21 protein-coding genes are annotated in these 23,513 nt (G+C 69.1%); 2 read left to right on the forward strand and 19 right to left on the reverse strand.

Going from position 1 to position 23,513, the window contains the following annotated elements; genetic code table 11:
- Window positions 1–51: 51 nt before the first annotated feature.
- The 13 genes from ACXJLH_RS11510 to ACXJLH_RS11570 all read right to left on the reverse strand — a co-directional run bounded on the left by ACXJLH_RS11510 (window position 52) and on the right by ACXJLH_RS11570 (window position 14,761).
- The gene (locus ACXJLH_RS11510; RefSeq protein ID WP_457444163.1) at window positions 52–3,201 is read right to left on the reverse strand and encodes a S8 family serine peptidase; all 3,150 of its coding nucleotides are present in this window, start codon (window positions 3,199–3,201) and stop codon (window positions 52–54) included.
- Between the two features lie 29 nt (window positions 3,202–3,230).
- Complete coding sequence (locus ACXJLH_RS11515) at window positions 3,231–3,989, reverse strand: NF038120 family PEP-CTERM protein (RefSeq protein WP_056200540.1); 759 nt, start codon at window positions 3,987–3,989, stop codon at window positions 3,231–3,233.
- 252 nt (window positions 3,990–4,241) lie between these two features.
- Window positions 4,242–4,763 carry a type II secretion system protein gene (locus ACXJLH_RS11520; protein WP_157281845.1) on the reverse strand — a complete coding sequence of 174 codons (522 nt, stop codon included), beginning with the start codon at window positions 4,761–4,763 and terminating at the stop codon, window positions 4,242–4,244.
- The gene (locus tag ACXJLH_RS11525; protein WP_457389829.1) at window positions 4,750–5,130 is read right to left on the reverse strand and encodes a type II secretion system protein; all 381 of its coding nucleotides are present in this window, start codon (window positions 5,128–5,130) and stop codon (window positions 4,750–4,752) included. Before ACXJLH_RS11525 ends, ACXJLH_RS11520 begins: the two co-directional genes overlap by 14 nt.
- The gene (locus ACXJLH_RS11530) at window positions 5,130–5,636 is read right to left on the reverse strand and encodes a type II secretion system protein (protein ID WP_457444165.1); all 507 of its coding nucleotides are present in this window, start codon (window positions 5,634–5,636) and stop codon (window positions 5,130–5,132) included. Before ACXJLH_RS11530 ends, ACXJLH_RS11525 begins: the two co-directional genes overlap by 1 nt.
- Before the next feature lie 113 nt (window positions 5,637–5,749).
- Entirely contained in the window at window positions 5,750–7,897 is a 2,148-nt protein-coding gene (locus tag ACXJLH_RS11535) for a secretin N-terminal domain-containing protein (protein WP_457444167.1), read from the reverse strand.
- A gap of 101 nt (window positions 7,898–7,998) precedes the next feature.
- Window positions 7,999–8,523, reverse strand: coding sequence for a hypothetical protein (locus ACXJLH_RS11540; RefSeq protein WP_457444169.1), 525 nt, complete (start codon window positions 8,521–8,523; stop codon window positions 7,999–8,001).
- Window positions 8,520–9,044 carry a hypothetical protein gene (locus tag ACXJLH_RS11545; protein ID WP_457444171.1) on the reverse strand — a complete coding sequence of 175 codons (525 nt, stop codon included), beginning with the start codon at window positions 9,042–9,044 and terminating at the stop codon, window positions 8,520–8,522. The genes ACXJLH_RS11540 and ACXJLH_RS11545 overlap by 4 nt, the downstream gene beginning before the upstream one ends.
- Window positions 9,041–10,177 (reverse strand): hypothetical protein, encoded by a 1,137-nt coding sequence (locus tag ACXJLH_RS11550; protein ID WP_457444172.1) that lies wholly within the window; start codon window positions 10,175–10,177, stop codon window positions 9,041–9,043. Before ACXJLH_RS11550 ends, ACXJLH_RS11545 begins: the two co-directional genes overlap by 4 nt.
- Complete coding sequence (locus tag ACXJLH_RS11555; protein ID WP_457444174.1) at window positions 10,170–11,681, reverse strand: GspE/PulE family protein; 1,512 nt, start codon at window positions 11,679–11,681, stop codon at window positions 10,170–10,172. Before ACXJLH_RS11555 ends, ACXJLH_RS11550 begins: the two co-directional genes overlap by 8 nt.
- On the reverse strand, window positions 11,678–12,874 hold the full coding sequence (locus tag ACXJLH_RS11560) for a type II secretion system F family protein (RefSeq protein ID WP_056200566.1): 1,197 nt from the start codon (window positions 12,872–12,874) through the stop codon (window positions 11,678–11,680). The genes ACXJLH_RS11555 and ACXJLH_RS11560 overlap by 4 nt, the downstream gene beginning before the upstream one ends.
- Window positions 12,874–13,296: a type II secretion system major pseudopilin GspG gene (gene gspG / locus ACXJLH_RS11565; RefSeq protein ID WP_056200568.1), complete on the reverse strand. Its 423-nt coding sequence runs from the start codon at window positions 13,294–13,296 to the stop codon at window positions 12,874–12,876. Before gspG ends, ACXJLH_RS11560 begins: the two co-directional genes overlap by 1 nt.
- 91 nt (window positions 13,297–13,387) lie before the next feature.
- Window positions 13,388–14,761 (reverse strand): TIGR03790 family protein, encoded by a 1,374-nt coding sequence (locus ACXJLH_RS11570; protein WP_457389832.1) that lies wholly within the window; start codon window positions 14,759–14,761, stop codon window positions 13,388–13,390.
- A 423-nt stretch (window positions 14,762–15,184) separates the two neighbouring features.
- Here ACXJLH_RS11570 and ACXJLH_RS11575 point away from each other — a divergent pair, with 423 nt between their 5' ends.
- Together ACXJLH_RS11575 and ACXJLH_RS11580 are read left to right on the forward strand one after the other, a co-directional pair.
- Window positions 15,185–15,943 carry a sulfite exporter TauE/SafE family protein gene (locus tag ACXJLH_RS11575; protein WP_457389910.1) on the forward strand — a complete coding sequence of 253 codons (759 nt, stop codon included), beginning with the start codon at window positions 15,185–15,187 and terminating at the stop codon, window positions 15,941–15,943.
- A gap of 36 nt (window positions 15,944–15,979) precedes the next feature.
- On the forward strand, window positions 15,980–16,798 hold the full coding sequence (locus ACXJLH_RS11580; RefSeq protein ID WP_056200578.1) for an HDOD domain-containing protein: 819 nt from the start codon (window positions 15,980–15,982) through the stop codon (window positions 16,796–16,798).
- A gap of 230 nt (window positions 16,799–17,028) precedes the next feature.
- On the opposite strand, the gene ACXJLH_RS11585 is transcribed toward ACXJLH_RS11580, so the two are convergent.
- The 6 genes from ACXJLH_RS11585 to ACXJLH_RS11610 all read right to left on the reverse strand — a co-directional run bounded on the left by ACXJLH_RS11585 (window position 17,029) and on the right by ACXJLH_RS11610 (window position 23,333).
- Window positions 17,029–18,015, reverse strand: coding sequence for a GGDEF domain-containing protein (locus ACXJLH_RS11585; protein ID WP_056200581.1), 987 nt, complete (start codon window positions 18,013–18,015; stop codon window positions 17,029–17,031).
- Between the two features lie 116 nt (window positions 18,016–18,131).
- Window positions 18,132–19,022, reverse strand: a complete 891-nt coding sequence (locus ACXJLH_RS11590) for an amino acid ABC transporter substrate-binding protein (protein WP_457444176.1) — start codon at window positions 19,020–19,022, stop codon at window positions 18,132–18,134.
- A gap of 100 nt (window positions 19,023–19,122) precedes the next feature.
- Complete coding sequence (locus tag ACXJLH_RS11595) at window positions 19,123–20,220, reverse strand: DUF484 family protein (RefSeq protein WP_457444178.1); 1,098 nt, start codon at window positions 20,218–20,220, stop codon at window positions 19,123–19,125.
- Window positions 20,217–21,125 carry a pseudouridine synthase gene (locus ACXJLH_RS11600; RefSeq protein ID WP_457444180.1) on the reverse strand — a complete coding sequence of 303 codons (909 nt, stop codon included), beginning with the start codon at window positions 21,123–21,125 and terminating at the stop codon, window positions 20,217–20,219. The genes ACXJLH_RS11595 and ACXJLH_RS11600 overlap by 4 nt, the downstream gene beginning before the upstream one ends.
- 3 nt (window positions 21,126–21,128) lie before the next feature.
- Window positions 21,129–22,028 (reverse strand): TIGR02285 family protein, encoded by a 900-nt coding sequence (locus tag ACXJLH_RS11605; protein WP_457444182.1) that lies wholly within the window; start codon window positions 22,026–22,028, stop codon window positions 21,129–21,131.
- A gap of 3 nt (window positions 22,029–22,031) precedes the next feature.
- Window positions 22,032–23,333: a UDP-N-acetylglucosamine 1-carboxyvinyltransferase gene (locus tag ACXJLH_RS11610; RefSeq protein WP_457319870.1), complete on the reverse strand. Its 1,302-nt coding sequence runs from the start codon at window positions 23,331–23,333 to the stop codon at window positions 22,032–22,034.
- Window positions 23,334–23,513 lie beyond the last annotated feature (180 nt).

Consider the following 23,513-nt stretch of genomic DNA (forward strand, 5'->3'; position numbering starts at 1 on the left):
GCCGCAGGCCTTGCGGCCTGCGGCTTCGGGAGTGGCTGTAAAGCCTGCTGCTTACTGAGCGACGCCGTCGGCCAGCTTGGCCGCCACGGTGTTGGGCTCGTTGAGCACCGGCACAACGCCGTCGGTCGACACACGCACCACGGTCGTCGTCTGGGCCACACCACCTGCATCGAGCAGCTGGAAGGCGCCGACATAGCGCTTGCCCGTTGCCAGGCCCGACCAGGTCAGGCCGACGGTGGCCGTGCTGCCGGCATAGACCTGCGAAGGCATGGCCATCCTCAGGCCAGCGCCGTCACCGGCCTTGACGATCCAGCTCGACAGCGTATGGGTCATGGCAGCACTGCCGCCGTAAGCCACCACGCAGACCTTGTAGGTGCCTGCGGCAGGTGCGAGCACCTGCACCGTCTCGTTGGAACCGTCATTGCCCGAGTACGCCGAGGTGGTGTTGTTCGGGTAGAGCAGCATCATGTCGTTGTCGTCGCCGGCGGCACCGACATCAACATCGCGCAGACCGAAGCGCGCCACCAGGGTGTTGGCCGGAACGCTGAAGCTGTAGACCTTGACGTTGGCGGTGTCGGCACCGGCCTGGCAGATGGCCTTGAGCTGGGCGCTGCTGGTGGCCTTCTGAGCCAGGGTGGCCGGCGCGGACAGCGTCACTTCCTTCATACCGCCTGCCGACGAGCCCATGCGGCCAGCGAAGCCGGTGCGGACCGTGAACAGCTTGGTGCCGGAAACCGTGGTGCCGGTGAACTCGGCCGGAGCCGAGATCGCCTTGCCCACCTTGGCCTGGATGGGCGAACGCACGGTGTGCGTGCCGTCGTTCCACACCAACTGGCCGTAGTTCCACACGCCTTCGGTGGCGGTCGTCGTGGTCAGCTTGACCGTGAAGGCGGCCGAAGCGCCCGGGGCCAGGGTCAGCGAGGACGGCGTCACGACGGTCGTGAAGCCCGGCACGCTGGCGGTGGCGTTGTAGGTGGCACTGCTGCTACCCACATTGGTAACCGTGCGCGGGAAGGTGACGGAGCCGATGACGGTACCGGCCGTCATCGTCGCCAGGTTCAGGTCGGACGTCTCGGCGAGCGTGCCGATGTTCGTGCAGTCGCTGGCCGGCACCACCGCAGCCTTGTTCACCTTGCACTGGTACTTGACCCAGTCGTTCTTGCCCGAGTTGTAGACCAGGCCGGGGTCGGTGGCGCTATTTGCCTGCACGTGGCCCGAGCCTTGCGACCAGGGCAGCAGGCCGTTGGACAGGCCGGCCAGACCGTCGTTGAGCGTTGAGTAGGCCGTGGTCATCAGCGCCGACTTGATGGCGCCGGGGCCCCAGGTCGGGTGAGCCTGCTTGAGAAGCAAGGCCAGGCCAGCCACGTGCGGGCTGGACATGGACGTGCCCTGGTAGGACGCCCATGCCGGTCCGGGTACCAGCGTGCCGGCGGCGACGGCGTCGCGGTCACCCTGGCTCAGGGCCGGGGTGACCTGGGCGATGACGTCCACGCCCGGTGCCGTCACATCGGGCTTGAGGACGTTGCTGTCACCGGCGTTCGGGCCACGCGACGAGAAGTTGGCCATGATCGGCGCCGGGGCTGTGCCGATGTAGAACTTGCTGATGCTGGCGGTCGCGCCGGCCGTCTGGGCATAGGTCTTGATCGCAGCGCCGTCGGCGGTCGTGACGTGCACGGTCGGCACCGAATGGGCCTCGGCCACCAGGCCAGCGCCGTTGTCCTGCATGATCATGCCGACGCCACCGGCGTTCAGCACGGCCAGGCTCTTGTCGACACGGGCATTGGTGCCGCGCGTGCAGACCACGATCTTGCCGGCCACCTTGGCGGGGTCCAGCTCGAGCGGGTTGCTGAAGCACAGGTTCAGGTTGGCACTGGCACCGGCAACGCCCGCATCCTCGGCGCGGATGATGAGCTGGTTGTTCACTTCTGCCAGGCTGTTCAGCGAGGCGCCGGTGTACTTGGCGGCATTGCCCAGCGTGGCGTCGCCGTTGAAGGCGCGGTCATGCGTGGATGCGGCCACCGTCGTCAGCCACGGGCTGATGTGGGCGACAGCCTGGCCGGGGCCGCTGTTGCCTGCCGAAGCAGCGACGAAGACGCCGGCGATCGAGGCGCGGTAGAAGGCTTGCTCGACGGGGTCGTTGACCGAGGTCTGCGAGCCGCTGATGGAGAAGTTGATGACGTTGACGCCATCCGCCACGGCCTTGTCGATGGCGGCCACCGAGTCGGTGGTGAAGCAGCTGTTGGTGCTGCCGGTGCCGTCGGTGGCGGCCACGTCCACATAGGTGTAGCAGACCTTGTAGGAAGCCACGCGAGCGCGCGGCGCCATGCCCGAGGCCTGACCCAGGGCGATGCCGTTGACGATGGCCGTGACATTGGAGTTGCCCGCCGCCGTGGAGGCGGTGTGGTCACCGTGGCCACCGTGGCCGGTCGCACCGCCCAGGTCATCGCGGCCCGAGGCGAACGACGTCCAGTGCGGGGTCCGGCCGGAGGCGACGAAGCCCGCGTTGAAGTGCTGGAGGCCGATCAGCTTGTTGTTGCAATGCTTGGCGGGGTCGATGCCCTCGCCAGCCACGCAGCCACCGGTATAGGTGGCGGGCTTGGGGCCATAGACCAGGGTGTCGGCCGGGTTGTTGCTCGGCACGCCATTGGCATCGACACGGTCGAAGAAGGCGGGGTTCTCGGGCCAGATGCCCAGGTCGACGACGCCGATCACCAGGTTCTCGCCCTTGATGGCAGAGCCGCCGGCGGTCTGCGACCACAGGCCGCCCGGGGCGGTCAGGCCCAGGAACTTGCTGGTGGAGATGGTGTCGAGCTTGCGGGCTTCGTCCTGCCACAGGCCGACGACCTGGCTGTTGGTGCTCAGCGAGCGGGCTTCGTCATCCGTCAGGCTGGCGGCAAAACCGTTGAACACGGTCTTGTAGGTCGCCAGGACGGGCGCATTGCCGACCAAGGAGATCACATTGCTTTGCTGCTGGCTCAGATAGCTGATGTAGGCCTGCACGGCAGCGCTGCCGTACTTGAAGGTTTCACCGGCTGCCGGTTGGGTGGCGGCCAGGCCTGACACCGTGCCCTGGTAGGAGGCAGCGGGTTCGTCCTTGAGCTGGACGATGTAGGTCTTGCGATCCTGCGCAAAGGAGCTTGTGGCCAAACCTGAGAGCAGAACCAGCGTCGCCAGTGCGGCGGGCTTGAGTTTCATCTTCATCAAAGAGTCCTTTCGATGCAAACGGCGGATCAGACAGCGCGACGGCGGCTGGCCCGGAAGGCGGCAAGGCCGGCGACGCTCAGCAGAGCGAGGCTGGCGGGCTCGGGCACGTGCTCGATGACGACGTCATCCAGCGCGAACTGGGCTCGGTCGGTGCCAAAGGCCGTGCAGCTGCCGGTGGTGCCCGGCGTGGGGCAGGCGAAGCCGAAGGCGTAGACATAGTCCCACTCGGTGTTGCCGAAGGCGCCGGTGCTGTAGGTTCCGAAGTTCAGGTTGCCCGCCGCGTCCAGGCCGGTCAGCGCGAAGGTGGCGGTGGTCGACACGCCATTGCGCACACCTTGCAGGCGTACGAAGCCGGGGGTCGCGGCGATGGGGTCGCCATTGCCGATGAAGCTTGCCTTGAAGCTCTTGATCGAGAAGCGGAAGCCGTCGTTGGCGCCGAACAGCAGCACGGCGTCATCCAGCAGGCCGATGTAGGTGCTGGCGTTGTTCACGGGGCACTGCGCACCAAAGCAATCCGCACCTGCGGCCATCACGCCAACGAGATCTGCCGGCTGCGCAAGGGCGCTGTTGGAGAACGGGTCGAAGAACATCGTGTGGCCGGCAATACCCGGCTGATAGAACTCGTCGCCATTGCCCAGCAGCGGCAAACCCGGGTACGACAGGAAGGGCGAGCCGTCGATCGGCGTCTCGAAATCGATGGTCGAGCGCAGCACGCCCGCCTGGGCGCCCATCGACGCCGTGAATGCGGCCGCGGCCAGCGCGACCAAGGTCAATACCTTCTTCATTTAACTACCCACTTTCTTTGATCAGATGAATCTACCGAGCAGGCGGGGCAGCGCCGAAGGCACCGCGGCATCGTCGACGGCGTGGGCCGTGTTGATGTCCTGCCAATGGACAAAGCGTCCATTTAGGCGGCCGATTCTGTGCGAGCAGGATTTCACGGCCATCCCCAGTTGCCCGGCATCCAAGCAAGGGGGGAACGGGTATTCACCGAGTCAGCAGACTTGACTAACCCGTATGAAATTTCATAGGACAAATCACCTTGACGCGCCACTGGCCGCTGAGGCAGCCGAAGCGGGGTCGGCGGGCAGTTGCAGGTTGGCCACGGTGCGTGGCGAGAAGAGCAGGTCGCGCGCAATCCGGACCGGCAAGCCGTCCGGGCCAACCTCGCGCAGCAACGCATGCTCAGAGCGGCTGCGCACGGCACTGAACGCGCCGGGCTGGCCGGGTTCGGCCACCAGCTCCCAGTCCGCCTTGCCGGTGAAGGGGTCCTCATAGGCGCGGCGCAGATGGCGCCGCGGCTTCGGTACGCGGTTGTCGATGAGCAGGTCGTCCAGGCTGCGCGGGTATTGCTGCGGCGGGTTGGGCGTGGCCGCCGCATAGGCCACGATGGCGCGCGCGATCTCGCCGCCGCGGAACAGCAACTCCCGCTCGCGCTCGCGCTGGGCCGCCGTGCTCCAGGCCTGGCCCAGGGCCGCCAGGCCCGCCGCGGTCAACGCGACGAGGAAGAGCACCGCGAGGTAGGAATAGCCCCGCGCGCGGCTGCTACCAGTCCGCATAGAGCCTGCCATCCGCCGAGCGCCCGGCGGCGCCGCTGCGCACATCCCAGACCCGGCCGCTGGCCTGCATCTCAGTCGGTGGCGGCAGCTCGACCCAGGTCTCGCGGCTGGCGGTCAGCGGGTCCTCGGGAATGCCGCGGATATAGCGCGCCGCGGCCAGCTCCTGCAGGGACTCGGGATACCGGCCCTTGTCGGCGGCGTACTGGTCGATGGCATCGCGCATCGTCGTCAACGACTGCAGCAGGGCCGTCTCCTTGCTCTTGTGCAGCGACGTGAAGTAGCGCGGCGCGGCAATGGACGCCAGCAGTGCCACGATGGCCATGACGACGATCAGCTCGATGAGGGTGAAGCCGCGTTGCCTGGCCATTACCAGTCCTTCAGCTTGCTGCCATCGAGCGCCTTGCGCTCCGAGCGCGAATAGACGTCGAACACGTCCTTGCCCGCACGCGGGTCGTCGGGCGGGCTGTCGTAAGCGCGCAGGCCCCAGGTCTCGGCCGCGCTCAGCTCTGCAGGCGCGAAGGGGTCGCGCGGCAGGCGGCGCAGGAAATAGATCTTGCGGCCATTGGGCGACTTGGCATCGGCCACGCCGTCGACCAGCAGCTGCAGCTTCTGCGGGTAGCCGCTGTCCTCGGGGCTTTGCACGATGCTGCCGGTCTCGGTGGCGTGCTTGTAGGCGTCCAGCGCCTCGCGCAACGTGCGCAGCGACTGGCGCAGCTCGTGCTCGCGGCTGCGCTGCACCGACATCTCGAGCAAGGGCCGCGCGGCAGACGCGAGCACGCCCAGCATGGCCAGCACGACCAGCATCTCGATCAGCGTAAAGCCACGAACAAAACCCGCGTGACGCCCGCGGGCCGAGCGCCGGGCCGCTCCCAAGCCGGCCCGTTCTGGCGATGCTGGCCGGTCAAGCCGGCAAGCATCGCCGTCCCCTCGGGGGACCGACCGGATTCGCCCGCGTTCAGCGGCGCGAAGCAGGGCGAGGGGCAGTTTCACCTTACCGCCTCGACGGTCAGCAGGCCCGAGCCTTCAAGTCGCACCGATGCCGATTCGCCATTCAGTCCGCTGGCCGACAGCGAACTGACACCGATGTTGAGCACCTGGCCTGCCGCCGGCGGCAGGGCGCGGAAAGCGACTACGCGCTCGCCGCGTGGCGCCAGCTCGACGGGATAGCGCCCGGGCGTGACGCCCTGCAGGGGCTGGGCCGGCGTGAGTTTGGCCGCGTCGTATTCCAGCTCGCCCTTGATCTGCAGGCCGCTGTCGTTCTTCAACGCGACGGAGACGGTACCGCCCGCCGGGATCTGCGGCGTCACGTCCAGCTTCAGCAGGGCCTCGGCAGAGGCCGCGCTGGGCTGCGCTTGCGCGGCCGGCGCGGCGGCGCCGGCACTGCTGGGCGCCACGCCGACCCGGGCATCGCGCCGCAGCAGGCTGCTGAAGGCGCCGGGGCTGGCATCGGTGCCGCTGGCCAGGCGCGTGAGGGACGCATCGGGCACGGCCAGGTTGCGCACCACGCGCGGCGTGATCAGCAACACCACCTCGGTCTTGTTGCGCGTGTCGGTCTGGGTGCCGAACAGGCGGCCCAGCACGGGGATGCGCGACAGGCCCGGGATGCCGGTGCCGCTCTTGCGGTCCTCGTCGTTGATGAGGCCGGCCAGCACCTGCGTCTCGCCGTCGGCCAGGCGCAGCACGGTGGAAGTGTTGCGCGTGCCGATCTCATAGGCCGTAGTGCCGCCGGGGCCGGTAACCTGGCGGATCAGGTTGCTGACTTCCAGGCCGATCTTGATGACGACGTCGTTGTCGAGCTGGATGGTGGGCTCGACGTCGAGCTTCAAGCCGACGTCCAGGTAGCTGACCGAGGCCGCGACGGACGTAGAGCCGGTGAAGTTGGTCGTCGTCGTGAACACCGGCAGCTTCTGGCCGATGTGGACCTTGGCCTTGTCGCGGTTGCGCACGCGGATCTTGGGATTGGCCAGGATGTTGGAGTTGCCGGCCGTGCCACGCAGCGTGGCGATCACAGTAGGGTTGGCGATGCTGGCGCGGAAGTTGATGGGGTTCTTGCCGCCGATGAAGACGCGCGACGGGATCGCACCCGTCGCGTCGCTGATGCCCACCTGCAATTCCTCCGGCCACTGCAGGCCCAGCGAGTCGACCTGGTCGGTAGCCAGTTCCATGACCTCGACCTCGAGCATGACTTCGGGCTCGGGCAGGTCGACCGAGGCGATGAGCTTTTCCACCAGGCGCAGCACCTCGGGCGTGTCGCGCACGATGAGCAGGTTCAGGCGCTCGTCGATGTGGATGTCGCGCACCTTGGCGATGGTGCGCACCATGGCCTGCACCTGCTTCACGTCGGCGTTGGTCAGGTAGAGGGTGCGGGTGATCAGCTCCTGGTGCTCGCGCTGCTTGGCGGCCGTGTTGGGGAAGATCAGCACCGAGGTTTCGTTGAGCAGCTTGCGATCCAGCTGCTGGGTGCCGAGGATGACGCGCATGGCCTCGTCCATCGTCACGTTGCGCAGGAAGACGGTCACGCGGGCATCGGCGCGCACGTCCTTGTCGAAGACGAAGTTGACGCCGCTGGAGCGGGACAGCGCCTCGAAGACCTGGCGCAGCGGCGCCTCGCGGAACTCCAGCGTGACGGGCTTCTGGAAGGCCGGGCCCAGCTCGCCGACCGCCGCTTCCAGCGGCCGCGCCTGGGCGACCTGGCTGGCCAGCAGGCGGGCGCCGGGATGCTGGGGCGACTCGGCCAGGATCTCGCGGGCCACGCCTTCAGCGCGCTCCAGGCGGCCTTCCTTCAGCGCCGCGCGGCCGGTGGCCAGCTGGGCATCCTGGCGGCGGCTGCGTTCCACCTCGGTGGTCAAGGCGACCAGGCGCGGGTGCTTGGCGTCGGCCAGTGCCAGCTGGCTCAGCAGGGCTGAGGCCTCGTCCCAGCGGCCGGCGCCGCGCAGGGCCTCGATCTGCAGGATGAGGCGGGCCGTCGCCTGTTCGCGGGCGCGCACCTGGGCGGCGCGCAATTGAGGGTCATTCGGGTCCTTGGCGCGGGCATCGTCCAGCACGCGCAGGGCGGCCGGCCACTGGTTGCTGCGGCCGAGGTCTTCGGCCTGACGCAACGCCGGGTTGGCGCAAGCCACGAGCAGCACAGTCACAAATGCCCCAAGGACGACGTGGAACGTCGTCCGCCCCCCGAGGGGAGCGAGAAAACTTGGGGCGGCCCGGCGTTTTCCCGGGAAGAGAAGGAAGAGCTGCTTCATGGGATGGGCCTGAAGACGATGTTCTGGGGGAGCTGGCCGGGCAGCCAGGTCAGGCGCACGCCGCTGTCGGAGACCTGCTCGACGCGCCACTGGCCGTCGATGACGTCGCCGCGCTTGGCACTCAGCGCCTTGTTTGGGCCGGTCAGCAAGGCAACCTCGACCGCCTTGGCGCCCTCGCCTTCAATGACGCGGCCGATCATCTGGTAGGGCGCCGGCGGCGCGACTGGGGGCGGCGGTGGTGCAGCAGCGACCGGGGCTGGCGCCGGTGGAGGCGGCGGTGGCGGCGGGGGTTGCCAGGCGGCCAGTTGGGACGCGGGGGCCTCGGCCCAGGGTTGGCGGGCGCCGTCCACCGGCGCAGGCGCGGCAGAGGTTGGCGAAACGGTGGCAACCGGGCGACGGGCTGGCGCTGCGACCGGCGTCACGGCCTCGTCATCGGGGCGCGTCGCCACCCAGGCCGTCGCGGCCAGCGTCGCGACGAGCGCGCCGCCGAGGGCAAGTTGACGGGGCGACGTCGGCTTCATGGCGCAGCCCTTCCGTGCAGCGACCACTGCAGTTCGGCATCGACATCGGCCGCCATCGGGCTGACACGGCGCAGCTTGACCGAGTCCAGGCTCAGCGCCGGATCATGTTCGAGTGCCGCGGCAATGAAGCGCCGCACCTGGCCGTAGCTGCCGGTGACCGGCATGGTCACGCGCAGCCGCTCCAGGCCCTCGGACGTGGACAGCCGGTGTTCGGTGCGCGCGCCGTTCAGGTCCAGGCGGATGCTCAGTTCCAGCAGATCGGCAAGGCGCTGCTGGCGGCCGCTCGACGGCGGCAGCGTGGCCTGCCATTGCTGCACGCTGACCGGCGCGGACGCTGCCGCCACGGCGGGACGGGCCTTGGCACGCAGCTCGCGGGCCTCGGTCTGCAGCTTGACGGCCTGGGCGTCCCAACGCTGGCTGAACACGACGGCGACCACGGCAAGGACCAATGCCGCCAGGCCGGCCAGGCCGGGCCAGCCGAGCGCTTTGACCGGAGCCTTGATGAAGGCGAGCCGCTTCACGAACCGCCTCCGGTCGCCACGCGAGCATTGATCTCGAAGCGCTGGCCAACCAGGCCCGTCTCGGCGGCCGAGAAGCGCGACAGCACGACCTGGCGCCAGCCCGGCGTCGTGCCAAGCTGCTCGGCCAATTGCAGGGCCAATAACTTGTCGGGCGTCAGGCCTTCCAGGCGCAACTCGCCGCGGCCGGCGCTGGCGTCCATGCCCAGCCAAGCGATGGTCTTGGCCTCAGCGCCCGCGGTCTCGACACGGGTCAGCAGTGGCTCCCAGGGCATGGCCAGCAAGGCGCGGGCTTCATTGGCCGAGCGGTTCTCGGCCGGTTCGGCGCGGCCGCGCGCGGCGGGCTTGGGTACCGATGCCGGGCGCAGCGTGGCGACGCGGTCGCGCGCTGCCTGGGCGACGTCGAGGCCGCGATGGCTGTCGACGGCGCTCCATGCGGCCGTGGCCAGCACCAGAGCGCCGGTTGCGGCCAGCGGCCAGGCCAAGGGCGAGCGGCCGCTGCGCGGCAGGAAATCAGGCTGCGGCGTGACGGGGCCGGGCTGGGGAATGAGTTCGTCGGCGGGCGTGCCGACGGCGAGGGGCGCGTCGCCACCGAGATCGGCGAGCTGCTGTACGCGGCGCGACTGCAGGCCGGTGACACGGCCGCGGTCGAGCTGGATGACGACCGAAACATCGCCCTCATGCCAGACCGCACGGCCCGAGCCGGCGCGCGTCGCGGCCGGCAGCGAGGCCAGCCAAGCAGCCCAGGCCGGGCGCACGGCGGCGAGGCGCACGTTCGCGGTCTCGGCCTGGGTGCGCAGCGCGGCCAGGTCCAGCCCATGCAGAGCGGACGCGCCAGCCGTCTCGCCCAGCTTCCAAGGCGCAATCGCAAAGCGTTGCGCAGCGCTGCCGAAGTAATGGGCGAACTGCTGCTGGGCATAGGCCTGCACGGCGTCCAGATCGGCCAGCGGCAAGCCCGGCTCGGTGACCAGCTCGTGCAGGGCACGCGCGCTGACGACCACCTCCACGGCCGTGCCCGGCAGATCGCGGCACCAAGCCGCGAACTCGTTCCCGCCGGGCGTGACGAAAAGCCGCCGCGGCTTGGCCAGTCGCGCGGAAACTTGCTGGCGCAGGCGCTGAAGCCACGATTCACTCATCGAGGGTGACACGTTCCAGCTCCTCGAAAGTGGTGTCGCCGCGGCAGACCGCCGCCAGCGCCATCTCGCGCAGGGACTTCATGCCGCGGGCCTTGGCGGCCGCCTTGATCTCGGACATCGGCGCGCGCGCCGCGATCAGGTCGCGCAGGCCGTCGTCGAGCTTGAGCAACTCAGCCACCGCGCGCCGGCCTTTGTAGCCGGTGCCGCGGCAGTGGCCGCAGCCCTCGCCCTTCAGGAAGTTGCCGTTGATGACGCCATGGCGCGCGAGCGTGACCGTGTCGGGCGTGAAGGGCCTTGCGCAGTGCTTGCAAGTCAGCCGCACCAGGCGCTGGGCCAGCACGGCGTTCAGCGCCGAGACGACGTTGTAGAGATCCAGCCCCATGTGCATGAAGCGGCCGATGACATCAAACGCGTTGTTCGCATGCACGGTGCTGAACACCAGATGGCCCGTCAGCGCGGCCTGCACGGCGATCTGCGCGGTCTCGGCATCGCGAATCTCGCCGACCATGACGCGATCCGGGTCGTGGCGCAGTATGGAGCGCAGGCCGCGCGAGAAGGTCAGGCCCTTCTTTTCGTTGACGGGGATCTGCACGACGCCGCTGAGCTGGTACTCGACCGGGTCTTCGATGGTGATGATCTTGTCGGCGCCGGTGTGGATCTCGGCCAGAGTCGCGTATAGCGTCGTCGTCTTGCCGGAGCCCGTGGGGCCGGTGACCAGCAGCATGCCGTGGGGCTGGCGCGCCTGATGGCGGATGGCGGCGCGCTCGTCGTCGCCAAAGCCCAGCGAATCCAGCGTCAGCGAGCCGGCGCGGGCGATGGCCGCGCGGTCCAGGATGCGAATGACGGCGTCCTCGCCGAACACGCTGGGCATCACCGAGAGGCGGAAGTCGATCTCGCGGCCCTGCACGCGCAGCTTGAAGCGGCCGTCCTGCGGCAGCCGGCGCTCGCCGATGTCCAGCTCGGCCATGACCTTGAGGCGCGACACCAGCTGCTCGGCCACCTGCGGGCCCTCGACCTGGCGCACCACGGCCATGACGCCATCGACACGGAAGCGGATCATGGCGCCGCGGGCCGTGCATTCGATGTGGATGTCCGACGCCGTGTCCTGCAGCGCGTCGTAGATGGTGGCGTTGAGCAGGCGCACGACGGGGCTGGCCTGCTCGCTCAGCGCCAGCGCCGACAGCTCCTCGGTGTGGTCTTCAATGGTGGTCAGCGCATCCTCGACGTCAGACAGCGCGCGGAAGTCGGCCTCGCCGGCGCCCAGGAAATGGGTCACCGCTTCGGTCGACGCACGCTGCCAACCCACCGGCGCATTCAGCCGCGACTCGACGCTCTGCAGCAGCATCGCGTCCTCATCGCGCTCGGCAAGCAGCACGCGCCTGTCGTCGGCGCCCACGGCCAGCACGGCACGCCAGCGCTGGGCCTGGGCTTGCGGCCACTGCTCGAAGTCCAGGTGCCAGGGGCCTTGCTCGGCCGGCAGCCAATCCGCCAGGGAGGTCGTCATTGGACTTGCTCCACGAGCTGGAAGATCGGCAAGTACATCAGCACGATGATCCCGCCGATCAGCACGCCCATGATCAGCATCAGCGCCGGGTTGACGAGGCGGGACAGCAGGTCGGTCAGCCGCGCTGCCTCTTCGTCGTGGAAGGCGGCGGCGCGCTCCAGCATGGCCGCCACCTCGCCGCTGCGCTCACCCACGCGCAGCATGCGTCGGGCCACCGGCGTGGCCAGGTCCTGCGAGTCAAAGGCGGCCGACAGCCGCTCGCCGCGCTCGATCTGCGCCGCTGCAGCCTGCACGGCAGCGCGCCAGGGTGCCGCGACCACGTCGACCACGATGCGCAGCGCCGCCAGCGCCGGCACGCCCGAGGCCAGCAGCATGGCCAGCGACCGATACAGCCGTGCCAGCGCCAGCACGCGCAGCCGCGGGCCCAGGCCGGGCAGCGTCCACAGCGCGGCCTGGGCGCGCTGGCGCACGATGGGCTGGCGCAGCAGCGTGAAGATCGCAAAGCCCACGGCTGCGATCCCGCCGATGACGAGGCCGGGATGCGCGCCGGCCGTCTGGCCGAACTCGATCAGCACACGCGAAGCCCACGGCAGGTCGGCGCTGGTCTGCTCCAGGATGCCGGCAAAGCGCGGCAGCACGTAGAGCAGCAGGAAAAGAATGACGAGGGAGCCGACACCGAGCAGCATCAGCGGATAGACCAGGGCCGCGACGAGGCGCGAGCGCAGCGCATCGACCCAGGCCAGGTAGCGTGCATGCTGGGCCAGCGCGGTCGACAGCTGGCCGGTCTTCTCGTTGGCCGCGACGATGGCGCAGATCAGCTCGTCGAAGGCCTGCGGCTGCTGGCGCAGCGCGACCGACAGCGGCTGGCCCTGCTCGATCTGGGTGGTGACGGCGTCCAGCGCCGCGCGCACGCCGGGCTGGCCTTCCTTCTCGCGCAGCGTGCTCAGCGCTTCCAGCAGGGCGATGCCGGCGTCCAGCAGCACGGCCAGTTCCTGGCTGAAGAGCTGCAGGGGGAATTTGCTGTTGCGGCGCCAGGGCTTGGCGCTCTCGGTCGCGGCAGCGATCTCGCGCACCTCCAGCACATGCTGGGGCGACACGCCCAGCACGGCAGCGACGGCGGCGCGGTCGGGCGCCTCCACGCGCTCGGTGCTGACGGCACCCGCGCGCAGTACGCGAGTCTGGAAAACTGCCATCACCAGGAGGTGAGGTCGGCGTCCTCACCCTCGCCGCCGGGGCGGCCGTCCTTGCCGAAGCTCAGCAGGTCGTATTCGCCATGCTCGCCGGGGCTGCGGTATTGGTATTCGTTGCCCCAGGGGTCCTTGGGCACGGCCTTGGACAGGTAGGGGCCGGCCCACTTGGGCTCGTCGGCCGGCTTGGTCACCAGCACGGCCAGGCCCTGATCGGTGCTGGGGTAGCGGCCGACATCCAGCCGGTACTGGTCCAGCGATTTGGTCAGCGCGTCGATCTGGGCGCGGGTCGCCTTGACCTCGCTCTTGCCGATCTGGCCGAAGAACTTCGGGCCGACATAACCGGCCAGCAGGCCGATGATGACCATGACAACCAGCAGTTCAAGCAGGGTGAAGCCGCGCGGGCGGGCAGAAAAGGGGCGGGACATGGTCGGGCAGGGTACAGCGGGAGGGCGACTGTTCAACGGCGGGCGCCGCAGGGCAATCGGGATTTGACCGACCCGCATTCTCAGGGGCCGCTCACGAGGACTGGGCCAGCGTACAGGTATTGCCGGCGTTGTCCGTGCAGGGGCCTTGCCAGCGGATGCGTGTCGCCGCGGTCGGCGGCAGCGGTGCGCGGCCGTCCAGGGTCTGGCCCCGTACGCCGGTGAAGCTGGCCAGCGTCGTCCAGGTTGAGCCCTGCAGGTATTGCAGGCTGTAGCGACTGCCCGGCCGCAGGCTTCGTGTCTTGATCTGGTATTCGCCGGCGACGATGGCAAAACTGGGCGTATCGCGGAAGGGCTGGGCCAGCGGCTCGCCGACGAACAACCCCTGCCCCGGCCACTGCACCGCCTTCCAGTAGGCCTCAATGGCCGTCGCGCCGCGCCAGTACTGGTCGATGAGGACCGAGGCGCGCGAGAACTTCTGCTGCAGGTTGCAGGGCTCCTCCACCGTGCCGTAGCTGGCGGTTGCACCCGCGTCCAGCCAGGCCGTGATGGGCATCTGGCCGCCGCCCGAGGGCAGCACGCCACCCGTTGAGGTCAGCGTGTCGGCCAGGGCACCGGCGCGGAATTGCAGCGACGACAGATTGGCGACGCTGCTCAACCCCGTCAGGTAGAACAGCATGCCGCTCTTGCCGGACAGCGCATTGGCGCTGGCCGGGCCGGCGCTGTTGTCGACATAGTTCAGCGCCAGGGCGCCGCTCCAGGCCGCCGGCAGGCCGGCGAAATCGTTCCAGCGCGCGCTGCGGTCGTCGTCCGTCGTGCGCACCAGCCAGCCCTCGCCGGCTGGCCGGCTGCCATCGGCCGCAACGCCGCGGTTGATCAGCGCCTGGGCGGCCGCCAGCGTGCGTGCACCCAGCAGCATGGAGGGGCGCATCTGCAATTCGGCTTGCGGCCGGCGCGCCTCGCTGTCGTAGAGCGGCGAGGCGGCCGTGTTCGCGCAGGCCTCGGTCAATGGGCTGGGGTTGCAGTAGCGCGTGTCAAAACCGAAAGCCATCGCGCTGGTGATGCCCATGCTGCAGGCGCCAGTGACCCGGCTGGGGGCAGCCCAGGTCAGCAGCGTGGCCTGGATACCGGCCGGCAATCTGGCGTCGATGTCGGATTTCAGCAACGCAAAGTCGGCCGCGGAAATCGCGTCCTGGGCTGTATTAACCCTTACGCGGATCAGATTCGCCGCCGGCACACCACGCGCTGCCAGATAGGCGGCGCCGACGGCCTCGCTGAGGACATCACCCTCGGCCACGATGACAGCCAGGTCGGCCGGCGTCAGGCCGTTGGCGGGCAGGGCCAGCGTCAAGGTCTGCCCCATGCCACCACCCCCGCCGCCGTCCCCTCCCGTGCCGCCGCCTCCGCCGCCGCAGGCACTCAGCAAGGTCATCAACAACGGCGGCAGCAAGCGGTTCAAAGGGCTCATGGGGGCCATTCTTGCAGCGCAGGTCGACCGTTAGTTGCGCACAATTTTGGTGCCGGCCCGCACCTTTCGCGGCCAGAGAACCCGGGCTTACCCCAGTGTCGTGCACCGTGGCGGGGCAATACATTTTCAGCACTCGACGCGGTTCCGGGCTCTGGTTCAGGACCGCCGGGCGGGTTGTGAGGAGACAAGACAAGCGCCAAGCGCACATGGTTGCTTCGTAACCCCGAAGACAATCCACCGGCCACCAAGGCACCCCTTGGTGGCCGTTTTCTTTGTGGGGCCGAAGGCCCCGAGGGGATGGCGATTGACCGGGCATCAAGCCCGGTCAACATCGCCCGACGGGCCGGCTCGGGAGCGGCCCAGCGCTCGGCCCGATCAAGACACGACGACCACGTTGCGCTCAGTGATAGAACCGAAGACATGCTGGAACTTCTGACCGTCGCCCTCGCCTCCCTGCTCGCAGGCTTCATTGACGCAGTAGCCGGCGGCGGCGGCCTGGTGCTGGTACCGGCGCTGTTCAGCACCTTCCCCAATGCCGCACCAGCCACGCTGCTGGGCACGAACAAGGGCGCGTCCGTGTGGGGCACCGGCTGGGCGACGCTGCAATATGTGAAGCGGGTCGACCTGCCCTGGAAGCGCCTGATGCCGGCGGCGGTGCTTGCCGGCGTGGGCAGCTTCGCCGGCGCCTGGGTCCTGACCCTCGTCAGCGCCGACGGCCTGCGCAAGGCCCTGCCGCTGGTGCTGGCGGCGGTGCTGATCTACACCCTGGCCAAGAAGGACCTCGGCCGCGAGCACACACCGCGTTTCACGGGCCGTGCCGAGGTGCTGGTGGCCGGCGGTATTGCGCTGGCCGTGGGCTTCTACGACGGTTTCTTCGGGCCCGGCACGGGCAGCTTCTTCGTCTTCCTGTTCGTGCGGCTGCTGGGTTACGACTTCCTGCACGCCTCGGCGACGGCCAAGCTGATGAACCTGCTGACGAATGCGTTCGCGATCGCCCTGTTCGTCAGCAAGGGCCACATCTGGTGGCAGGTCGCGGCGGTGATGGCGGTAACCAACGTGGCGGGCAGCCTGCTCGGCACCCGGCTGGCCCTGAAACATGGCGCCGGCTTCGTGCGCGGCGTCTTTGTCATCGTCGTCGGCGCTCTCATCCTCAAAACAGCCTGGGACGCCTTCTTCCGCTGATCTACCATCAAGCATTCCCTAGCGCCCTTATTCACCATGCCCGTCGATCCTCAACTGCGCAATCTGGACATCGAGATCCCGACCCAGCCCGAGGTCCTGGTCAAGCTCTCGCTGCTGATGGCAGCCGAGGACATCGACCTGCAGGCCATGTCCTCCCTGGTCGAGACCGACATGGCCCTGGCGGCCGCCGTCATGAAGGCGGTCAACTCCTCGCTGTACGGCCTGCGCGGCCGCGTGCAGACCGTGCACCAGGCGCTGACCTACCTGGGTATGCGCGAGGTCGCGGCCATCACCTTCGAGATGGGTCTGCGCGCCGCCTTCCCAGCCGCAGCCGAGCTGGAGCAAGTCTGGTCGCGCGCCTCGCAGCGTGGCCTTCTGATGGGCCGCATGGGCCAGATGCTGGGCGTCGACCCCTGGGCCGCCCACTCGGCCGGCCTGTTCGAGGAATGCGGCAAGGCGGTGCTCTATCGTCATGCGCCGACGCACTACCCGGCCATGCTGCGCGCCGCCCCCCGCGATGCCGAACTGGTGGAGCTGGAGAGGACGGCTTTTGGCGTCAGCCATGACGCCCTGGGTGCGGCCCTTTGCGAGAGCTGGGGCCTGGCCCCGGCGGCTGTGGCCAGCGTGCGCTATCACGTCGAGATCCAGGCCTCGCTGACCATGCCGGAAAGCCTGGCCCGGCGCAGCGTCGCCGCCATCTCGACGGTCGCCTGGGCCCTGCTCGGCCATCCGGACCAGCTCGATGAGATTGCCAGCCAGATCGCACCCCAGGCGCAGCTGGACGAGACCCTCGTGTTGCGCGCGGCCCGCCGCGTCAACGAGCAACTGCTGGCTGCTCAAGAACACGGTCGCTGAAGCGTCCGGGCCGAGCGCCGGGCCGCTCCCAAGCCGGCCCGTTTGGCGATGTGCTTGCGGCTCGAAGCCGCAAGCATCGCCGTCCCCTCGGGGGCTGAGGCCGGACACATTACGCCCAGTGGGCGTGATGTGCCTGCCGAAGAGCTGCGGCACTGCCGCAGCGCGGTCTGCAAGACCGACCAGGTTGGCGCGCGTTCAGCGCCGCCAGACTGGGCGAGGGGCCAGTGGTTTCAGGCCGCGAGGCTGAGCCGGTCTCGCCCGGCGTGCTTGGCGATATAGAGCGCCTCGTCAGCCGCCTGCAGCAGCGCTTGTGCGCTCAGATACGGATGGGCCGGGCTGGCCGCCGCCAGGCCGACGCTCAGCGTCAAACTGCCCTGGCCATCCGGCAGGCGCAGCGCCCGCAGTTCATCCCGCAATGACTCCAGCACGCCCTGGGCCTCGGCCATGCCGAAGCCGGGCAGCAGGGCGACGAACTCCTCGCCGCCCAGGCGGGCGACGACATCGGTGTCGCGCTTGAAGCGCTCGCTCAGCAGGCTCGCGACGCGCTGCAAGGCCGTATCGCCGACGGCCGTGCCATGGATGAGGTTGAACTGCTTGAACTGGTCCAGGTCCAGCACCGCCAGCGCCAACAGGCCTCGCAGCCGCTGGGCCCGCTTGAATTCACGGCGCAGGGCCTCGTCGAAGGCGCGTTGGTTGGCGATGCCGGTCAGCGCATCGATGCGTGCGAGGCTGGCGAGCTCGCGTTGGTTGGCCTCCAGGGCGCTGTGGGCCTCCTGCAGCAGATGACGCTGCTGGGCCAGCTCGCGCCGGAGCTCGCGGGCGGCCTGGTCCTGCTGCCACAGCGAGCCGCGGGCGCGCAGCATGGCGTGGCCGATACGGTCCAGCTCGGCGGCGAGGCCGGGTGTTGGCACAGCGGCTTCGGGCGTCAGCGGCACCGGGGCCGATTCCATCGCCTCGCAGCCGGCCGCCAACCGGCGCAACGGCCGCAGCAACAGGGCCTCGATGAGGATGAGCTGGGCGGCGCTGAGCAGCAGCACCAGCCAGGCCGTGCGGGCCAGCCCCTCGGCCGGAGACTCGTAATTCCCCAGGCTCCACTCGAAGACGGCGACGATGGCAGCGGTCAGCAGGGGCACCGCGAGCGTCAACCGCAGCCGCAGCGAACCCAGCCGGCGCGTGCTGACGTGGTTCAGGGGTTCGGCAAGGGAATCGGTGCTCATCGGTGAGGCGGACTGCGGAACAAATTGTCACGGCCGCAGCGCGCCCTGTGCGGGCTGTTGTCTCGGGGTTTGTCAGGGGTCGCGACGCCTCGAGAAACCCAGGTGGCTTCGCTCCCTCAGTAGGGCACCTGATCCGACGGGTACTTCCAGAAGTCCTTGAGCAGGTAATTCATCGGCAGGTTCAGCGCCTTGTTCTTGGGCGGAATCGGCTTCATGAACCAGCGCTCGTAGATGGCGTGCGCCTCATGGCTGGTGATGAGGCGCTTCATCTCGTCGTCAACGATGGCCTTGAGCTCCGGGTCGTTCTTGGGCAGCACGATGGCCAGAGGCTCGATGGTCAGGAACTTGCCGACGACGCTGAACTTGGCCGCATCGGGCCGCGCCGAGACGATGCCGTAGAGCAGCACGTCGTCCATGACGAAGCCATCCGCCTGGCCGGCGGCCAGCATCTCCATGGCCTTGGCGTGATCGGGGGCTTCGATGATGTTGATGTGCAGGGCGCGCTCGTTGTTGGCCTGGGTGATGGACTTCAACGGCGTCGTGCCCTTGGTGGAGACCAGCGTCTTGCCGTCGAACTGGGCCAGCTCGGCAATGCCACTGTCAGCCCTGACGAGGTAGCGCGCACCGGTGATGTAGTGCGGCACCGTGAAGGCGACCTTCTCGCGGCGCTCGGCGTTGTTGGTCGTCGAGCCGCATTCCATGTCGGCCTTGCCCTCGGCCACCATCTGGATGCGGTTGGCCGGCGTCACCAGCAGGAACTGCGGGTTCAGCGTGCTCATCTTCAGCTTCTTGCGCACGCCTTCGGCAAGCTTGAGGCAGAGATCCACCGCATAGCCGACGGGCCGGCCATCGGGCAGCAGGTAGCTGAAAGGCACGGACGACTCGCGATGCGCCAGCACGATGCGGCCGCTGGCCTGGATGCGCTCCAGCGCCGGGCCGGCTTCGGCCGTGGCAGCAGCGCCGAGGCCGGCGACGAGGGCGAGGAGGAGCGGCGACAGGGTTTTCATGGCCGAGCCATTGTGATCCAGACCCCTGGAACTGACCCATGCGAAGTTGGTGTCGGTTGATGCTTGCGGCCCCCGGCCCAACAAGCCGCAGCGGCATCGTTCACGATGCAGCGGCAGTGGCGGCGCCAATATCCTCTGTCACCGTGCGGTTGCGCCCCGCCCGCTTCGCTTCGTAGAGCGCCTTGTCCGCCGCGGCCAGCAGGTCGGTGAAGCTCGTGGCGCTGGCCGGCAGCATGGCCAGGCCGACCGACAGCGTCGCGCTGACGGTGCCACCATCGGGCGTCACGAAAGGCGCCTCCTGCACCATCAGGCGGATGCGCTCCGCCACCTCGCAGGCACCCGTCAGGTCGGTGCGCGGCAGCAACACGATGAACTCCTCGCCGCCGTAGCGCGCCGCCAGATCGCCGGTGCGCAGCGAACGCAGGATCAGCCCGCCAACCTGGCGCAGCACCTCATCGCCGACCGGATGGCCGTGGCCGTCGTTGATGGCCTTGAAGTGGTCGATGTCCAGGAACAGGCAGGCCAGCGGGTATCGATGGCGCACGGCCTGGCTGAACTCGATGAGGCTGCGGTGGTCGAAGTAGCGGCGGTTGTGCACGCCGGTGAGGCCGTCCGTCATGCCGGCGCGGCGCAGGCGCTCGCGGTTGAGCATGCTCTCGATGGCTATTGCCGCGATGGCCGACAGGCGGTCGAGGAACTTGGTGCCCGAGGCGGCGTCGTAGCGTTCGGGGTCGCGCGAGCCCAGGTGCAGGCTGCCGATCAAGAGGCCCTGGCGGATCAGCGGCAGCAGGGCCGCGGAACGCACGCCGGCTTGCATGTCGAAGGCCTTGGCGAGCAGCGCCTCGTCCGGGCCCGGGCCGATGAGGCGGGCCGTGCGCGCGGCGCCGAACAGGTCCTTCAGCGGGCCATGGCTGTCCAGCAGCCGCGGCGCCTTGATCATGGGCAGGGCCGGCAGGGCGCGGCGCAGCTCTTCCTCGGGGTCCAGCAGCCAAAGCTCGGCGGCGTCCAGGCCGAAATCGTCGCGGCAGTCGACCAGCAGCAGGTTGACCAACTCCTCCATCGAACTCACCGCGATGAGGCGGCGCTCCAGCGCGTCGAAGCGATCCAGCTTGCGCTCATTGGCCTTGGCGGCGTCAAGCAGGGACTGCAGCTGGCGGCGCAGTTCCTGGACCTGGGCTTGAGGGTTGAGCGCGTTCATTCCGGCGCGATTGTCGGGGCGGCGCGCTCGAAGCTGCGTTGCAGACCTGTGACGGGGTCTGTGAACGAGATCGCCCGCGCCACGAGTTGCAGCGGTGCGTCCAAGCGCGGCGGATTCTCGTGGGGCTGCAGCACGGGGTAGATGCGATCACCCACCAGCGGCAGCCCGAGGGCGTTCATCTGCGCGCGCAACTGGTGACGCAGCCCCGTGTGGGGACGCAGCTCGTAACGCGCCAACCCATCGGGCAAGAGCTCGACGAGATCGATCCAGGTCTCGGCGTTGGGTTCGCCGTTGACGACCTGCATCTGCATGAAGTTGTCGCCCCCCGGCTCCTCCAGGCGGTGCCGCACCACGCGCGGCCAGGGACCGGCACCCAGCGGCGCGACGGCGTCGTAGACCTTGGTGACGGCACGCTCGCGGAACAGGCGGTGGTAGGCGTCGCGTTCCTCGCGCCGGAGGTTGAAGACGACCAGGCCGGCGGTCTCGCGATCCAGCCGATGCACGGGGTTGAGATCCGCGAGGCAGGTCGCGTGGCGCAGACGTGCCATCAGGGTCTGCCGAGCGTAGATGCCGCTGGGCGTCACCGGCAGGAAATGCGGCTTGTCGGCGACAAGGAGGTGCTCGTCCTGAAAGACGATGCGCTCGCCGGCCGGAATGTCGGGCTCGACGTCCAGGTGGCGCCAGTAGTAGACGCGCCGATCGCCGCGGTAGGGCGAGTCGACGACCGCGTGGCCGGCGTCGTCCACCACGTCGCCGCGCGCGAGGCGTTCCGGCCAGTCGACCACGCGCGGCAGGCGCTCGGCGAGGAAGGCGGCCATGGAGCCCCAGGGCCCGGCGGGACAGAACACGGCACTTGCCGCGACGCCTTCGCGCAGCGGCAGGACCGGCTTGGGCGGCCTCGCCACGGCCTATTCGATGCGCGGCCCACCGCGGGCGCGCTCGTCCATGTAGGCGTTCAGCCGCTTCATGTCCTGGGGCTCGGCACGGTTGCCGCGCCATTGACGCACCCAGGCCTCGCGGTTGGGCTCCCGGGCGAGCTTGCGCACCGCGGCGTCGATGGCCTCGATATGCCGCCTGCCTTGCGGCGTGCGGCTGCAGGAGACCGTGGCCAGCAACGTGCTCAGGCCCTCGGCCACCGGCAGCGCCACCAGGGCGCCGGGGTCGCCGACGCGGGCCAGGTATTCCTTGACGACGCTGGGGTACTCCAGCGTGTAGTCCATGCGGCCGGCGCGCAGCATGTCCAGCAGCTGGGTGCTGAGCTGGGCGCCGACAGCCAGCCGTGGCACGACCTGGTGTGACAGCAGGCTGTCGATCTGCGCGCCGAAGGCGCGGTCCCGTGCCAGCAGCAGGCGCAGGTCCTGGCGCTTGAGCAGGTCGGCCAGCACGAGGCGGCCGTCCCCGGGCCGGGCCTGGGACAGCTCGGCCAGCCGCTGGCGCGGCACGATGACATGGATCTCGCGCGAGATCAGCGGCGGGTAGAGGTGCGAGAAATAGAGCCACTGCAGGCGCTCGGGCGTGCGCACATGCAGGGTCGAGCACAGGGTCTCGCCGCGGCGGCTCTCGGCCTCATAGCGGGCGGTGCTGGCCTCGACGAACTCATGCCGGAACTCGGGCATGCGCGCCAGCAGCACGCGCATGAAGCCGTCCACCTCGCCGTGGCCCAGCTCGGCCGCGCTGCGCGGCGGCTGGCCCTGCACGAAGCTGAAGTGCGGCGGCACGTCCTGCGCCACCCAGCGGATGGTGTCGGCGGGCGGCGCGGCTTGGGCGGCCGAAGCCACCAGGCATGCGGCCGCACACAGCTCACGCAACACTCAATCTCCCTCGACCCACTCCATGCGCGCCCCGAGTTCGCCGATGTGCTCGACGAAATTGGGGTGGGCGCGGCGGATCGGCGTCGCGTTCTTGATCACGCTCTTGCCGGGAATGCTGGCCGCCACCATCAGCAGCGCGATGGCGACGCGGATGATGTAGGGGCTCTCGACCTCGGCCGGGCTCAGCGGCTTGCCGCCGAAGGTGATCATGCGGTGCGGGTCGGACAGGAACGCATGGGCGCCGAACTTGGCCAGCTCGCTGGTCCAGCCCATGGCGCCGTCGTAGACCTTGTTCCAGAACATCACGCTGCCTTCGGCCTTGACACCCAGGGCCACGAAGATGGGCAGCAGGTCCACCGGCACATAGGGCCAGGGCGCGGCTTCCACCTTCTGCAGGATGTTGCGCGTGAAGGGCTCCTTCACCTTCAGCGGGCCATTGGTCACGCAGCGGCTCCAGCCGTCCTCGTGGACGATCTGCACGCCGAACTTGGCGAAGGTGCGGTCCAGCAGCGGGAACATCTCCGGCGCGCCGTTTTTGACCTGCACGTTGCCGCCGGTGATGGCGCCCAGGGCCAGGAAGGTGACGATCTCGTGGAAGTCTTCGGTGAAGGTGTAGTCGGCGCCGCCAAGCTCCTGCACGCCGGTGATCTTCAGCTTGGACGTGCCATGGCCCTCGATCTTTGCGCCCAGCAGCGACATGAAGTTGCAGAACTCCTGCACATGCGGCTCGCTGGCGGCATTGGTCAGCGTGGAGACGCCGTCGGCCAGTGCCGCGCACAGCACGAAGTTCTCGGTCGTCGTGACGGAGGCGTAGTCGGTCCAGTGATGGTTGGCCGTCAGCGGGCGGTGCACGCGCAGCACCAGGCCGTCGGGCAGGCGCTGGACCTGGGCGCCGAAGCGCTCGAACACCTCGACGTGCGGATCGATCTCGCGTGCACCCAGCGTGCAGCCCTTGACGTCGTCCTCGATGCGGGCGGCGCCGAAGCGGGCCATCAGGCCCGGCACCAGCATGATGGAGGAGCGCATCTCCTCGGGCAGGCGGTCGGTGGCCGGGTCGAAATGGGTGTCGCGGTGGTGGACGTCGAGGATGCCGGTCTTGAAGTCCAGTTCGACCTGCGAGCCGAGCTTGCGGAAGACCTCGACGATCTTCTTGACGTCGGTGATCTCGGGCACGCCGCGCAGGCGCACCGGCTGCCTGGTCAGCAGCGTGGCGCAGAGGATGGGCAGGACGGCGTTTTTGTTCGCCGAGGGAATGATGCGGCCCGAGAGGGGCGTGCCGCCGTGGACGATCAGGTGAGACATCGAATGAGGGGATTTCGGTGCGCGCAAGCGGCGCGCAGTGGCATTGTCGGCGTTTGCGGCGCGGCGCATCCGCCGCCGCCCGGAAGCTTTGTTCCGAACTGGGGGAATCAATCTTCCGCCGCGGGGTCCGGCCGCGGGTCTATCCAGCGGCGCCGGCGACGCCGCATCCAGCGGACAGCG

The organism is Roseateles sp. P5_E4, from assembly GCF_054049255.1.

What these genes read in the sequence shown, in the direction of transcription:
- ACXJLH_RS11550 (WP_457444172.1), bottom strand. Translation starts at nt 10,177, where the DNA reads ATGAGTGAATCGTGGCTTCAGCGCCTGCGCCAGCAAGTTTCCGCGCGA.
- ACXJLH_RS11580 (WP_056200578.1), top strand. Translation starts at nt 15,980, where the DNA reads ATGCCCGTCGATCCTCAACTGCGCAATCTGGACATCGAGATCCCGACC.
- ACXJLH_RS11585 (WP_056200581.1), bottom strand. Translation starts at nt 18,015, where the DNA reads ATGAGCACCGATTCCCTTGCCGAACCCCTGAACCACGTCAGCACGCGC.
- ACXJLH_RS11570 (WP_457389832.1), bottom strand. Translation starts at nt 14,761, where the DNA reads ATGAGCCCTTTGAACCGCTTGCTGCCGCCGTTGTTGATGACCTTGCTG.
- ACXJLH_RS11560 (WP_056200566.1), bottom strand. Translation starts at nt 12,874, where the DNA reads ATGGCAGTTTTCCAGACTCGCGTACTGCGCGCGGGTGCCGTCAGCACC.
- ACXJLH_RS11595 (WP_457444178.1), bottom strand. Translation starts at nt 20,220, where the DNA reads ATGAACGCGCTCAACCCTCAAGCCCAGGTCCAGGAACTGCGCCGCCAG.
- ACXJLH_RS11590 (WP_457444176.1), bottom strand. Translation starts at nt 19,022, where the DNA reads ATGAAAACCCTGTCGCCGCTCCTCCTCGCCCTCGTCGCCGGCCTCGGC.
- gspG (WP_056200568.1), bottom strand. Translation starts at nt 13,296, where the DNA reads ATGTCCCGCCCCTTTTCTGCCCGCCCGCGCGGCTTCACCCTGCTTGAA.
- ACXJLH_RS11525 (WP_457389829.1), bottom strand. Translation starts at nt 5,130, where the DNA reads ATGGCCAGGCAACGCGGCTTCACCCTCATCGAGCTGATCGTCGTCATG.
- ACXJLH_RS11515 (WP_056200540.1), bottom strand. Translation starts at nt 3,989, where the DNA reads ATGAAGAAGGTATTGACCTTGGTCGCGCTGGCCGCGGCCGCATTCACG.
- ACXJLH_RS11540 (WP_457444169.1), bottom strand. Translation starts at nt 8,523, where the DNA reads ATGAAGCCGACGTCGCCCCGTCAACTTGCCCTCGGCGGCGCGCTCGTC.
- ACXJLH_RS11520 (WP_157281845.1), bottom strand. Translation starts at nt 4,763, where the DNA reads ATGCGGACTGGTAGCAGCCGCGCGCGGGGCTATTCCTACCTCGCGGTG.
- ACXJLH_RS11510 (WP_457444163.1), bottom strand. Translation starts at nt 3,201, where the DNA reads ATGAAGATGAAACTCAAGCCCGCCGCACTGGCGACGCTGGTTCTGCTC.
- ACXJLH_RS11610 (WP_457319870.1), bottom strand. Translation starts at nt 23,333, where the DNA reads ATGTCTCACCTGATCGTCCACGGCGGCACGCCCCTCTCGGGCCGCATC.
- ACXJLH_RS11555 (WP_457444174.1), bottom strand. Translation starts at nt 11,681, where the DNA reads ATGACGACCTCCCTGGCGGATTGGCTGCCGGCCGAGCAAGGCCCCTGG.